The organism is Streptomyces olivochromogenes (genome assembly GCF_001514115.1).
Taxonomy (GTDB): Bacteria; Actinomycetota; Actinomycetes; order Streptomycetales; family Streptomycetaceae; genus Streptomyces; species Streptomyces olivochromogenes.
On sequence record NZ_KQ948458.1, the window covers coordinates 323,810 to 336,518 of the forward strand.

Here is a 12,709-nt window from a genome sequence, read left to right on the forward strand (position 1 = left end):
ACGCGCACTGGCGCCCCGGCCGCAGGTCCGCGCCCGGTTTTGCGGAGCAGTGCCGCCAGCTGACCGAGGCCCGGCGCGGGAACGAGTGGCTCGCCGCTGGGAACGCGGACGTGCAGCAGCAGGCTCTGAAGGACTTCGCCACAGCCAAGAACGCCCGCTTCACCTCGGGGTTCGGCGAGCCGACCTGGCGCAGGAAGCACGTCCGCGAGGGCTTCCGGGTCATCGGTACCGACCGTGTCCCCGGAGTTCGAGTCGGACGGCAGCCCGAAGCTGAACACCAAGGGCAAGCAGGTCATGGGCCGCTCGGTGGTGGTGCAGAGGCTGAACCGGCGGTGGGCGCGGGTGAAGGTGCCCGGCTGTGGCTGGGTGCGTTTGCGCCTCACCCGTGCTCAACTGCCCGCCGCGAAGACGTTCCGGGTCACCTTCCGTAACGGACAGTGGCATATTGCGTTCGCTGTCGTCCCCGAGCCGATCGAGGCGCCGGCGGCGGGAGAGGTCATCGGCATCGACCGGGGTGTGACCATCACGGCCGCTCTGTCCGACGGCCGGAAGCTGAACTGCCCGCAGCTTACGGTCAGGGAGCGCGCACAGATCCGCAAGCACCAGCGGCGTGCAGCCCGCGCCCCGAAGGGCAGTGAGGCCAAGGCCTCCGAGCACGCGAAGGTAGCCCGGCTGAAGGCGTGCGAGGCGAATCGGCGCAAGGACTGGTGCGAGAAGACCAGCACGATGCTCGCTAGGTCGTGCGGCCTGGTGCGGTTCGAGAAGCTGAACATCAAGAACATGACTCGCTCGGCAAAGGGAACAGTCGAGCAACCTGGCAAGAACGTCCGGCACAAGGCCGGGCTGAACCGGGTCATTCTCGCTCAGGGTTGGGGCCTGCTGAGGCAGCGCACTGAGCAGAAGGCTCCGGGCCGGGTCGAGGATGTGCCCGCACCCTTTTCGTCGCTGCGGTGCAGTGCCTGCGGATGGATCGAGAAGAAGTCGCGCAAGAGCCAAGCCGACTTCGTCTGCGTGTCCTGCGGCTTCACCTGCAACGCCGATGAGAACGCAAGCATCAACGTCGCGGCAGGACAGGGCGGGATCCCCCGCCCCCGGCGAACAGCCGGTGCCGGAGGGGTGACAGCGGCCGCCAGCCGTTCGAGCGCCCGTGAACCTCAACCCGCCTGGGTTGGAATCCCCCTCTTTTAAGAGGGGGAGGATGTCAAATTGCTGGTTGTGGGGAGGATGGTGGTCGTTGTGGGGGCGAATGGTGGGGCGTCTATGGGGCGCAAGTTGGTGGGGGAGCTACTGCGTATCCAACGGGGGCGGTTGGGGCTGACGCAGAAGGAGGCGGGTGAGTTGTTGCTGGTCTCCGAGAGGGGCTTCGGGCCGTACGAGAGGGCAGAACGCATTCCGCCGATCCAGTTCCTCAAGGACGCGGACAATTCGGCGTCGAACTGCGGGGCAGCCCCGGCACGAAGCGCTCGCTGCGGCTCAAGGTCCGCAACAACGGGCCCGGCATCCCCGGCGCCGGTACGAAGCTGCTGTTCACGCCGCCGCCCGGCACCGTGCTGGAAGAACCCATGGAGGCCATCGACGAGGACGCGTACAAGCCGTACTGCGACTCCGACGGCCCGGCGTACAGCTGCCTCGTGGGTCAACTCGACCCCGGCGAGACCCGTGACTTCGAGTTCACCCTGAGCCTCGACGGGCCGGGGCAGGGCAGCGTGGCCCTCCAGGACAGTGAGCCGTCCACCGGCCGCCGCGACCCGACCCCGGTCAACGACACGGCCCCCGTCACCGTCCTGCCCTGACCTCCCGCATCCCTGGCGCACCCCCGTGACGCCAGGGAACGGAAGAGTCTGTCGCGTTTTCCGCTGCCTCTAAGATGTGGCGCGGATCGGCCTGTGCGGGAGGACCGAACGTGTCAGCGACGCGGCTGAACACGCCAGTCACCGCCGCGGTGTTGTGAGGTGCCTGTTTTGTACAGCGTTGCCCTGCCGAAGATGGTGCTCGCGAGAACGGCGGGAACCGGGTACGAGGCCGGCCGCCTCGCCCGGGAAGCGGGGATCCCGGCGTGGGCCATGGACAGTGACGACATCACCGTCGCCAACGACTGCTTCCTGCGGACCCTGGTACTGGCCGAGCACCACCACGATGTGCCCGACGTCGGACTGCGCGTCGGCGCCGACTTCACGCCCGGCCAACTCGGCGTATACGACTACCTGTTCACCACCGCACGGACTCTCGGGGAGGGCTACGCGGCGAGCGGGCGGTATGTGGACCTGATCACCGGCGTGGGGCAGTACGCCGTCGTGGCCGCCACGGAGAGAGTCGTACGGGTGACCTTCTCGCTGGCCGAGGACGAGGACCGGGGGCGGGAGCTGGCCATCCAGACCGGGATGTCCGACCTGATCTCCCGCTCCCGCTGGGCGACCGGACGGCCGATCGGAGCCATGGAGGTCAGCCTGCGGCAGCGCGCACCACGCAGGTCCACCACGTTCAGCGACTTCCTCGGCACCACCCGGATCACGTACGGGGCCGACACCGACAGCGTGACCCTGCGCGCCGCCGATCTGGAGCTGCCGCTGCGCACCGCCGATCCCGCCCTCGCCGCCATCATGGAGCGCCACGCGGCCTCCCTGCCGCGCATCCAGCCGCGCCCCACCAGCTGGCCCGACCGCGTCCAGCAGGCGCTGGCCGCCGCGGTGCTCGCGGAGGCCCCCCTCTCCCTCACCTCCGTCGCGCGACGGCTGGCGACGAGCCCCAGAACTCTCCAGCGCCGGCTCGCCGAGGCGGGCACCACCTGGCGCCATGAGGTCGACCGCGCCCGGCAGGCGCAGTTCGCGCGGCTCCACCGGCACCCGGCCGCGCCCTCCGGCGCCAGGGCCGGTCTCCTCGGCTACTCCGACGCCCGCGCCCTGCGCCGGGCCAGACGCCGCTGGGCCGCACGCTGAACCGCTGCCCGGCCCCTGTCCGCCCCAGCGCCGACGGGGCCGACCGTCGGAGCACCACCGGCCCCTACCGTCCCAGCACCACCGTCCCCGACGAGCAGAACCACCCGCCCGTCCCGGAGGCCACCGCCAGTTCGGGAAGGCGTCCGCCCGTCTTCCTGACCTGGCGGTCCCCGGCCTCCCCGCGCAGTTGACGTACGGCCTCCACGAGGAGGAACAGGCCCCGCATTCCCGGATGCTGGGCCGAGAGCCCGCCGCCGTCCGTGTTCACCGGCAGCTCCCCACCCACCGTCAGACGCCCCTTCTCCACGAACTGACCGCCCTCGCCCTTCGCGCAGAAGCCCAGGTCCTCCAGGGTCACGAGGGTCATGTACGTGAAGGCGTCGTAGAGCTCGGCCACGTCGATCTCGTCGGGCCGCACCCCCGCCCGCTCGAAGGCGAGGCGTCCGCTCACCGCCGCGGGGGAGACGGTGAAGTCCGGCCACTCGGACATCGTCGTGTGCGAGACGTGCTCGCCGGTGCCGAGGATCCACACCGGGGCCGTACGGCAGTCCCGTACGTACTCCTCGGCCGCCAGCAGCACCGCCGCGCCGCCGTCGGAGCGCAGACAGCAGTGCAGCTTGGTGAAGGGGTCGGCGATCATCGGGCCGGACAGGACGTCGTCGGTGGTGATCGGGGCGCGGAACATCGCGTCCGGGTTCAGCGCCGCGTTCGCCCGCGCCTGGACGGCCACCGAGGCGAGCTGTTCGAGTGTCGTGCCGTACGCGTGCATGTGGCGGCGCGCGGCCATCGCGTACTTGGCGATGAGGGTGTGGCCGTAGGGGACCTCGAACTGGAGAGGACCCCGGGCGCCGAAGGAGAGATTGCCGGTGCGGCGGCCCGCCTTGATGTCGGCGCGGGCGGTCGAGCCGTAGACGAGGAGGACGGCCTCGGCGTGACCCGCCGCGATCGCGTCCGCCGCGTGCGCCGCCATGACCTCCCAGGTGGAGCCGCCGACGGCGGTGGAGTCGACCCAGGTGGGGCGCAGGCCCAGGTACTCGGCCACCTCGACCGGCGGCAGCGTGCCGAGGCCCGCCGACGCGAACCCGTCGACCAGTGAGCGGTCCATCCCCGCGTCCGCCAGCGCGCGCCTGGCGGCCTGGGCGTGCAGGGCATAGGGCGTCGCGTCGTCCACGCGACCGCAGTCCGAGAGGGAGACACCCACGACGGCGACCTTGCGCTTCCCCGGAGTCATGAATCTGACGGTACATCAGATGTGGTGGCGTGCGGGAGGCCGTCGTGGCTCTGGGCATCCGTACCGCACGGCGCTAATGTGACGGACCGTCAGATCGGGAGAAGGGGCCTGGCCATGGACGCCCGTTTCACCGCTGAACAGGACGAGATCCGCCGCACCCTGCGGGAGCTCCTGCTCAAGCGCTGCGGTCCGGAGGAGGTGCGGTCGGCCGTGCGCACCGGGGCCGGACACGACGCCGGGCTCTGGGAGACCCTCGCACAGCAGCTCGGGCTGCCGGGGCTCGCCCTGCCCACGGCGTACGGCGGGGTCGGCTGCTCGTTCGCCGACCTCGCCCTCGCCTGCGAGGAGTCGGGGCGGGTCCTCGCGCCCTCGCCGCTGCTCGCCACGGCCGCCCTCGCGGCCCCGCTGATCCTCGCCCTCGGCACCGACGCCCAGCGCGCCGGACTGCTGCCCAGGATCGCGGCCGGTGAGCTGACCGCCGCCCTCGCGGTACCGGGCGCCGGGCTCCCCACCGCGCTCGGCCTGGTCGGCGACAACGGCGGGGACTGGGCGGGCGGCGGCCGGGCCGGGGGCGTACAGGCCCGGCCGGGCGAGGAGGGCGGCTGGCGCCTCTACGGGGAGGTGGAACGCGTCCTCGACGGGCACAGCGCCGGGCTCCTGCTGGTCGCCGCGCACACCGGGGGGTTCGCCCGGGCCCGGACGCGGATCTTCCTGGTGACGGAGGGCGCCCAGGGGCTCGTACGGATGCGGCAGACGTCGTTGGACGAGACGCGGGCCCAGGGTCGGGTGCAACTGCGTCAGGTCCGGGCCGAGTTGCTCGGCGAGGAGGACGGCGACGTGCTCGGCGCGCTCGCCTCCGTCGGGGACACAGCCGCCGCCGTGCTCGCCGTCGAAGCCGTGGGGGCCGCGGACCGGGCGCTGGAGCGGACCGTCGCCTACGTGCGACAGCGGGAGCAGTTCGGGCGGGCGATCGGGTCCTTCCAGGCGGTGAAGCACCGGCTCGCGGACGTGTACGTGCGGGTGCAGGCGGCGCGGTCCGCCGCGTATTACGCCGCCTGGGCCGCAGGGGCCGGGGGTGAGCGGGTCGGCGGGCTCGCGCTCGCCCAGGGCCTGGAGGCGCTGAGCACGGCCGCCGCCGAGGCGATCCAGCTGCACGGTGGCATCGGCTTCACCTGGGAGCACGAGGCCCAGCTGTACTTCAAGCGCGCGGCCGGCGACGAACTGCTCTTCGGGCCCGTGCACCGGCTACGGGCGTACGCCGCCGACGCGGCGCGGCTCTTCGACGGGGCGGAGGTGGCGGTCTGATGGCGCCCGGAATCCGGTCGCGGGCCGTCGTACGGAGTGTGCAGAAGGTCTCCTCGACGCGGGCCTTCGCCCGGATCGCCCCGCACCTCATCCCTGCCATGGACCGCGCGGTGCACCGGCTGACCCGCGGCAAGGTGCTGCTCAGCGCGCAGCTGCTGCCGGGGATCGTGCTGACCGTGCGGGGCGCCCGAAGCGGGCTGGAGCGGCGTACGCCCCTGGCCTGTATGCCGGAGGGGGAGGGCAGCTGGATTCTCGTCGGGTCCAACTTCGGGCGCCCCGATCATCCGGCCTGGACCGCCAACCTTCTCGCCCATCCGGACGCCGTCATCAGCTGGCAGGGCGAGGACATCCCCGTGAGGGCCCGTCTGCTGGAGGGGGAGGAGCGGGACGCGGCCTGGAAGGCGGTGCTGGCGTTCTGGCCGCCGTATGCCACGTACCAGGCGCGGATCGATCGGGAGATCAGGCTGTTTCGCGTCGTGCGCCGCGGCGCACAGCGCAGCGGGCGGCAGTCCACGAAGTGAACTGCCGCCCGCATGACAGGATGTGGGCCGAAAGGACCCCAAGAGATACGGTCGCGCTACTTGGTCGGCTTCTTCCCGGTCACCCCGAGGTGTACCAACAGCGCCAGGTTCGGCTTCAGTTCGGCCTGTTTGACGCCCCAGGTCTGGAAGCCCTTCTGGTGCGAGGCCACCGCGGCGAGCATCGCGACGAGCGAACCGGCGATCGCCGCGGGGTTCACGTCCTTGTCGACCTTGCCCTTGGACTGGAGCTCGGAGACGGAGTCCGCGAGGGAGTTGTTCACCGAGTTCAGGATCTTCATGCGGATCTTGTAGAAGCGTTTGTCGCCCTCGGCGGCGCCCAGGTCGACGACGCGCAGAATCGCCTCGTTCTTCCGCCAGAACTCCAGGAAACCGTCAACGAGTTCCTGCGCGGTCGCCCAGCCGGCCTTGCCGACCCAGGAGCGCCCCTCGAGGAGCTGGGTCAACCCGGCGCCCTCCGCGGCCATTTGCTCGGCGATCTCCAGGACGGCGCCTTCGACGTCCGGAAAGTACTGGTAGAAAGTCGCCGGCGACGTGCCCGCCTTCCGGGCGACATCGATGACTTTGACGTCCCGGTACGGCGACGAGCTGAGCATTTCACTGAGGCAGTCGAGCAGTTTCTGCCTGGTCGCCTGCCCTCGCCGTCCGGCCACGCGGCCGTCGACGGTACGCACTTGTCCTGTCATGCCGTCAGCTTACCGAGGGGTGATCGGAGCGCGATTCGGCCGACTGCAAATGGGGTGCGTGGGGGAGAGCGGGCGGCGAGTGGGGGCCCTGGGAGACGTCTGGGAGTGTCCGGGCCGTCGCGCGGAGTGGATGAAAGGCCGTTAACTTGGCCGCATGGCCGTATCCCGGGCGTCCGACGCAACGCACGCCTACCCGGAGGGCGTCCCCTGCTGGGTCGACGCGCAGCTTCCCGATGTGGAGGCGGGCAGGCGTTTCTACGGTGAGCTGTTCGGCTGGACCTTCGGGGAGGGGTTCGGGCCGCAGGCGGAGGGCGTGTGGGCGCGCCATCACGGGGAGCCCGTCGCCGCCCTCACACCCAAGCGGGACGGGCGGATGCCGACCGTCTGGACGGTGTCCTTCGCGACTCCGGACGCCGCCGCGCTCGCGGCCCGGATCCAGGCGGCGGGCGGGCAGGTGATCACCGCGCCCACCCAACTGGGCCCCTACGGCACGACCGCCCTCGCGACCGACCCCGAGGGCGGGGTCTTCGGCCTGTGGCAGGCGGGCACCCACCCCGGTTTCGGCAAGCGGCACGAGCCGGGCTCCTTCTGCTGGGCCGAGCTGTACGCGCGGGACCCGGAAACCGTCGACCGTTTCTACGGCACCCTGTTCCACGAAGCCCTGTTCGGCCCCGACGCCTCGCCCGACTTCGGCCGCGCCCCGGTCTCCGGTGTCTTCCCGGCCGAGATGCCGCCGCACTTCCTCGTCCACTTCGGAGTGGAGGACGTCGACGCGGTTCTCGGTACGGTGAACCGGCTCGGCGGACGTGTGCAGGCGCCCCCTTTCGGCACCTCGTACGGAAGGGCGGCCGTCGTCACGGACAATCAAGGGGCGTCGTTCGCCGTACTCCAGGTACGGGGCCGGTGATTATGTCCCGAGACACCCCGTTCCGCCCCCGGGTTCGCAACCTGTGGCCCGGACAGGAAGAATCGGGGTGCGTGCCGCCATGGCGGTGCGGTGGTGAGACGCTGCACGGGGCTGCGTTCATACGTGGATGACGTGGCTCGTACGGGGAGGTGGCAGGCAAGTGGTGGATCAGCTGACACAGCACGATCCGCGGCGGATCGGGCCGTTCGAGGTGCTGGGACGGCTGGGTGCCGGTGGCATGGGGCTGGTCTATCTCGCGCGCTCGGCTTCGGGCCGGCGCGTGGCGATCAAGACGGTCAGGACCGAGCTCGCCGAGGACCAGCTGTTCCGGGTCCGCTTCACTCGTGAGGTGGAGGCCGCGCGAGCGGTCTCCGGCTTCTACACGGCGGCCGTGGTCGACGCCGACCCGCGCGCGGCCGTGCCGTGGCTGGCCACCGCGTACGTGCCGGCGCCCTCCCTCGAGGAAATAGTGAACGAGTGCGGGCCGATGCCGGCCCAGGCGGTGCGCTGGCTGGCGGCGGGCGTCGCGGAGGCGCTGCAGTCGATCCACGGCGCCGGGCTCGTCCACCGCGACCTGAAGCCCTCGAACGTGCTGGTGGTGGAGGACGGGCCGCGGGTCATCGACTTCGGTATCGCCTCCGGTGTCTCGAACACCCGTTTGACGATGACGAACGTCGCCGTCGGCACCCCGGCCTACATGTCCCCCGAACAGGCGAAGGACTCGCGCAGCGTGACGGGCGCGAGCGATGTCTTCTCGCTCGGCTCGATGCTGGTGTTCGCCGCCACCGGACACGCGCCCTTCCACGGCGCCAACCCCGTCGAGACGGTCTTCATGCTGCTGCGGGAAGGCCCCGACCTGGAGGGCCTCCCGGACGAGCTGCGCCCTCTCATCGAGTCCTGTATGCAGATGGAGGCGACCGGCCGCCCCAACCCCGCCGACCTCCAGGCCCAGTTGGCACCCCACCTCTTCGGCTCCGGCTCCGACGACAGCGGTACGGCGTCGGCGTGGCTGCCCGAGCGGGCGGTGGGTCTGATCGAGTCACGCCGCGGGGGCCGTCCGGCGCTGAAGCCCCCGTCCTCCGGCGGTCGCAGCGGTGGCGGACGCCCCGCCCTGCCCCCGCCGCCCTCGCACGCTCCCGTGCCCGTCGGAGCGCCCGACACCGGTCCCGTGCGGCTCGCGGGCGGCCAGGTGCCCATCGGTCCCGGGCCGCGCGTCGCCGACGCCCGTGCCGCCGCCGTGAAGGCACCTCCTCCGGAGGCGGGACTCGCCGCCTCCTGGTCCCGCCCGCGCGTCGGCGTCAACGGCGCCGACCCCGCGCCTGCGGTCGCTCCGCCGCCCGCCCCGGACTCCCCGTCCGGCTGGCGACCCTGGCGCTTCCGCATGTCGAACGACGTCTGGGGTACGCCCTCCGTCGCGGGCGACCTCGTCTACGTCACCTCCTTCGAAGTCCACGCCCTGGACGTCGCGACCGGCCGCCGCCGCTTCAAGACGCGGGACGTGGCCTGGTCCATGGCGGTCGCGGACGGCCGCATCCACGCCTCCGACGGCCCCACCCTCTTCGCCCTGAACGCGCGGGAGGGCGCGGACCTGTGGCGTCTGTCCACGGACGCCTGGGTGTACTCCCTGAAGGCCGACCGCGGGACCGTCATCACCGGTACGCGCGGGGGCGGCGTCCAGGCCTGGGAAGCCTCCAACGGCCAGAAACTCTGGGAGATCAACGGCGCCCAGACCGACTTCGAGTCCCCGGAGGCCGGGCCTGCCGTCCACGACGGCACGGTGTACGTCTGGAAGGACGCCCGGCTGCGTGCCCTGGAGGCCCGTACGGGTGAGGAGCGGTGGTCGTACCCGATCGGCGACGCGGCGTCGTGCGGGGGCGTACCCGTACGGATCACGTCCGCCCCCGACGGCTACGTCTACGTCTCCGCGGGCACCCGCGTCCTCGCCGTCGACGTCGCCGGCGGGCACGTCCGCTGGCACTTCGAGGCCCCCGCGGTCTTCCTCTCCCCGCCGACCTTCGTGCCGGGCCCCGCGGTCACGGGAGGCGGCGTCTACCTCGCCGACTACCTCGGCACGGTCTACGCCCTCGACGCGACGGACGGGCGCGACCGCTGGCGCATCGCGACCGAGGCCCGCTCCTCGATCGATCCCGTCCTGGTCGCGGCCGGCCACGTCCACGTCGGCAGCGGCAAGGGGCTGTACACCCTCGACGCCGTCACCGGCACCCCGAAGTGGCGCTTCCAGGCCGGGGGCGACCTCGTGGGCGCGCCCGCGGTCGCCGAGGGCCGCATCCACTTCGGCTCGACGGACCATCTCCTCTACACCCTGAAGGCGGACGACGGCCGGCTCCGCTGGAAGCTGGCGACGGGTGGGGAGATCACCGGTGCGCCGGTGGTCAAGGACGGGGTGGTGTACGCGTGCAGCAAGGACCGGTGCGTGTACGCGCTGGACGCGGAGAAGGGGACGGGCACGGCCCGCACGACGTAGCCCCCGGGGTGCGGTGATTCGACTGCGGCCGAGTGGGGGCTGGTCGCGCAGTTCCCCGCGCCCCTGAGGGGCGGGGCTGCGCCCCGGCCCCCGCATCAGGTGCTTTTAGGGGCGCGGGGAACTGCGCGCCAAGCCCCCACCGTCCCGCAGCCGAATCACCGCACCCGGAACCCGTTCGGTTGTCGCGCGGAGAACAAATCCGTCTGTCGGGCCGGGGGCAGGTTGCCCAGGGAGATGAGGTGCGGCGCCTGGGCGAAGGCGTGGGCGCGGGCCGCCTCGTGCGCTGCCCACAGGGCGCGTACGGTGCCCTGCACCCCCTCGGAGGGGTAGGCGGCGATCACCGTGGCGCAGCGGACGGCGGCCTCCAACGCACCGCCGGGCGGCGTGAGTTCGGACACCCAACCGATGTCGTACGCCCGCCGCGCGGACATCCGTTCGGCGTTCCCCATGAGTGCCATCCGCGCCGCCTCCCCGTACGGCATCCGGTGCGCCGCGTACACGGATTCGTACGCGCTGACCATGCCGTACGTCGTGTGCGGGTCGAAGAAGGTGGCCGTCTCGTCGGCGACGACGAACTCCGCCTCCCCGAGGAGGTAGAAGGCCCCTCCGCACGCCATCCCCCGCACGGCCGCGACGACCGGTTTCCACAGGTCGTTGGCCTTCGGGCCGATGCGCAGGAGCGGGTCGTCCACCATGTAGGGGGAGGTGGGCTGGGGGGTTTCGGTGCTGCGGTCGAGGCCCGTGGAGAAGGCCCGTTCGCCCGCGCCCGTGAGGACGACGGCCCGTACCGAGTCGTCGAAGCGGAACGCCCGCCAGGCGGCGAAGAGTTCGCAGGCCAGGGCCTCGTCGATGGCGTTCAGTTTCTCCGGGCGGTCCAGGGTGAGGACCGCGACGCCCGTGTCCTTGTCGGCCGCGATCCGCAGCGCGCCGCCGTTCACGACCGGCCGTCCAGAACCCACTGCGGCAGCCCCTCCCCGCCGAACACCACCCGTACCCGCGCTCCGATCCGGATCCGGTCCGGGGGGAAGGAGTCGAGCGGGGCGCCCGGCGCCGTGACCAGGTTGCCGACCAGGCGGATGTGCGGGGCCTCGGTGAGTTCGACGACGATCGCGTTGTACGGGGCCAGGGCCGCGTACGCCGGGAGCAGCGGCGGGTGCGGGACGACGTACGACCAGACGCGGCCCAGTCCGCTCATCCGCCGCCACTCGCTGCCGAAGGACCGGCAGTGGGGACAGCAGGGGCGGGGCGGGAAGCGCAGTTCGCCGCAGTCGGCGCACGCCTGGATCCGTAGCTCGCCCTGGGCGGCGTACCCCCAGAAGGGCGCGCCGTCGTCGTCGAGGACGGGGGTGAGAAGGGGCTCGGTCATCTCGGCTCCTCAGTTCCTCAGCAGGATCGCGGAGGTGGGGACGCCCTCCCCCGCCGTGACCAGGCAGGTGGCGGCGCCGGGGACCTGGGCGGTGCTCGTGCCCCGCAACTGCTTCACGCCCTCGTTGATGAGGTTGAAGCCGTGGACGTACGCCTCGCTGAGTCCGCCCCCGCCGGTGTTGAGGGGCAGCCGGCCCCCGATCTCCAGGGCGCCGCCCTCCGTGTAGGCCGCGCCCTCGCCGCGTCCGCAGAAGCCGTAGCCCTCCAGGGAGAGCGGGACGAGAGGGGTGAAGGCGTCGTAGATCTGGGCCACGTCGACGTCGTCCGGGGTGAAGTCGGCGTGTTTCCACAGGTGCCGGGCGGCGGTCCAGGCGGGGCCTGTGAGCGGGTCGTCGTTCCAGTAGTTGACCATGCCGTGGTGCTGGGCGGGCAGACCCTGGGCGGCGGAGTGGACGTACACGGGGCGCTGCCGGCAGTCCCGGGCGCGCTCCGCGGACACGATCACGCACGCCAACGCGCCGTCCGTCTCCAGGCAGTTGTCGAAGAGGCAGAGGGGTTCGCTGATCCAGCGGGAGGTCATGTACATCTCGCGGGTCAGCGGGCGCTCGTACATCATCGCGGCGGGGTTCTGGTTGGCGCGGTTGCGGCAGGCGAGGGCGACGTTGAAGAGGTGGTCGCGGGTGGCGCCGTACTCGTGCATGTAGCGGCGGGCCAGCATGCCTATCTCGTCGGCCGGTCTGAGCAGCCCGAAGGGGCGGGTCCACTGGGCGGGCGTGGGGAGTTGGACGGTGGTGTTCTTCCACGGCCTCGGCCCGCTGCCCCGCTTCCGCGACCGCCAGGCCACGCCCACCGTCGCCTGCCCGGTGGCGACGGCGGCGGCGAGGTGCGCGACGGTGGCGCAGGAGCCGCCGCCCCCGTAGCCCACCTTGCTGAAGAAGGTGAGATCGCCGAGGCCGACCGCCTTCGCGACCTCCACCTCGTCGGTCTCCTCCATGGTGTAGGAGGCGAGCCCGTCGACCTCGGAGGGCGCGATTCCGGCGTCGTCGAGGGCGGCGAGGATCGCGCGACAGGCCAAGGTCTTCTCGGACTCGGGGAGTTGCTTGGCGAAGGGGGTCTGACCGATGCCGACGACGGCGGTGGCGTCCTTGATCCCCGGCATGGGTGCACCTCCACGGAAGGGCCCGACTGCTGACAGGCCGTCAGGCTACAGCTAATCTGACGGGTAGTCAGCTAGTGGGTTCGTGGCTACGGGAGG

At 71.9% G+C, this 12,709-nt stretch carries 12 protein-coding genes; 7 read left to right on the plus strand and 5 right to left on the minus strand.

Annotated elements, in window-relative coordinates:
• The first annotated feature begins 234 nt into the window (after positions 1-234).
• The 3 genes from AQJ27_RS23470 to AQJ27_RS23480 all read left to right on the plus strand — a co-directional run bounded on the left by AQJ27_RS23470 (position 235) and on the right by AQJ27_RS23480 (position 2,936).
• Positions 235-1,188, plus strand: a complete 954-nt coding sequence (locus AQJ27_RS23470) for an RNA-guided endonuclease InsQ/TnpB family protein (protein WP_235613640.1) — start codon at positions 235-237, stop codon at positions 1,186-1,188.
• 374 nt (positions 1,189-1,562) lie between these two features.
• Positions 1,563-1,793, plus strand: a complete 231-nt coding sequence (locus tag AQJ27_RS57930; protein WP_067372074.1) for a hypothetical protein — start codon at positions 1,563-1,565, stop codon at positions 1,791-1,793.
• A 168-nt stretch (positions 1,794-1,961) separates the two neighbouring features.
• The gene (locus tag AQJ27_RS23480; protein ID WP_079065183.1) at positions 1,962-2,936 is read left to right on the plus strand and encodes an AraC family transcriptional regulator ligand-binding domain-containing protein; all 975 of its coding nucleotides are present in this window, start codon (positions 1,962-1,964) and stop codon (positions 2,934-2,936) included.
• A 64-nt stretch (positions 2,937-3,000) separates the two neighbouring features.
• Here AQJ27_RS23480 and AQJ27_RS23485 read toward each other — a convergent pair whose 3' ends face one another.
• Positions 3,001-4,167, minus strand: coding sequence for a thiolase C-terminal domain-containing protein (locus AQJ27_RS23485; protein WP_067372076.1), 1,167 nt, complete (start codon positions 4,165-4,167; stop codon positions 3,001-3,003).
• A gap of 114 nt (positions 4,168-4,281) precedes the next feature.
• On the opposite strand from AQJ27_RS23485, the gene AQJ27_RS23490 reads away from it, so the two are divergent.
• Positions 4,282-5,472: an acyl-CoA dehydrogenase family protein gene (locus tag AQJ27_RS23490; protein ID WP_067372079.1), complete on the plus strand. Its 1,191-nt coding sequence runs from the start codon at positions 4,282-4,284 to the stop codon at positions 5,470-5,472.
• Positions 5,472-5,993, plus strand: coding sequence for a nitroreductase family deazaflavin-dependent oxidoreductase (locus tag AQJ27_RS23495; RefSeq protein WP_067372082.1), 522 nt, complete (start codon positions 5,472-5,474; stop codon positions 5,991-5,993). Before AQJ27_RS23490 ends, AQJ27_RS23495 begins: the two co-directional genes overlap by 1 nt.
• Before the next feature lie 56 nt (positions 5,994-6,049).
• On the opposite strand, the gene AQJ27_RS23500 is transcribed toward AQJ27_RS23495, so the two are convergent.
• Complete coding sequence (locus AQJ27_RS23500; protein ID WP_054234406.1) at positions 6,050-6,685, minus strand: TetR family transcriptional regulator; 636 nt, start codon at positions 6,683-6,685, stop codon at positions 6,050-6,052.
• 166 nt (positions 6,686-6,851) lie between these two features.
• Here AQJ27_RS23500 and kbpA point away from each other — a divergent pair, with 166 nt between their 5' ends.
• Together kbpA and AQJ27_RS23510 are read left to right on the plus strand one after the other, a co-directional pair.
• Positions 6,852-7,604, plus strand: coding sequence for an AfsK-binding protein KbpA (gene kbpA / locus AQJ27_RS23505; protein WP_067372090.1), 753 nt, complete (start codon positions 6,852-6,854; stop codon positions 7,602-7,604).
• 160 nt (positions 7,605-7,764) lie between these two features.
• Complete coding sequence (locus tag AQJ27_RS23510) at positions 7,765-10,089, plus strand: serine/threonine-protein kinase (RefSeq protein WP_067372093.1); 2,325 nt, start codon at positions 7,765-7,767, stop codon at positions 10,087-10,089.
• A 155-nt stretch (positions 10,090-10,244) separates the two neighbouring features.
• Here AQJ27_RS23510 and AQJ27_RS23515 read toward each other — a convergent pair whose 3' ends face one another.
• From AQJ27_RS23515 to AQJ27_RS23525, 3 genes are read right to left on the minus strand one after another with little or no spacing between them, the layout of a single operon-like run.
• Positions 10,245-11,048, minus strand: a complete 804-nt coding sequence (locus tag AQJ27_RS23515) for an enoyl-CoA hydratase/isomerase family protein (protein ID WP_079065184.1) — start codon at positions 11,046-11,048, stop codon at positions 10,245-10,247.
• Positions 11,024-11,455, minus strand: coding sequence for a Zn-ribbon domain-containing OB-fold protein (locus AQJ27_RS23520; protein ID WP_067372099.1), 432 nt, complete (start codon positions 11,453-11,455; stop codon positions 11,024-11,026). Before AQJ27_RS23520 ends, AQJ27_RS23515 begins: the two co-directional genes overlap by 25 nt.
• A 9-nt stretch (positions 11,456-11,464) precedes the next feature.
• On the minus strand, positions 11,465-12,613 hold the full coding sequence (locus AQJ27_RS23525) for a lipid-transfer protein (RefSeq protein ID WP_067372101.1): 1,149 nt from the start codon (positions 12,611-12,613) through the stop codon (positions 11,465-11,467).
• Positions 12,614-12,709: the final 96 nt, after the last annotated feature.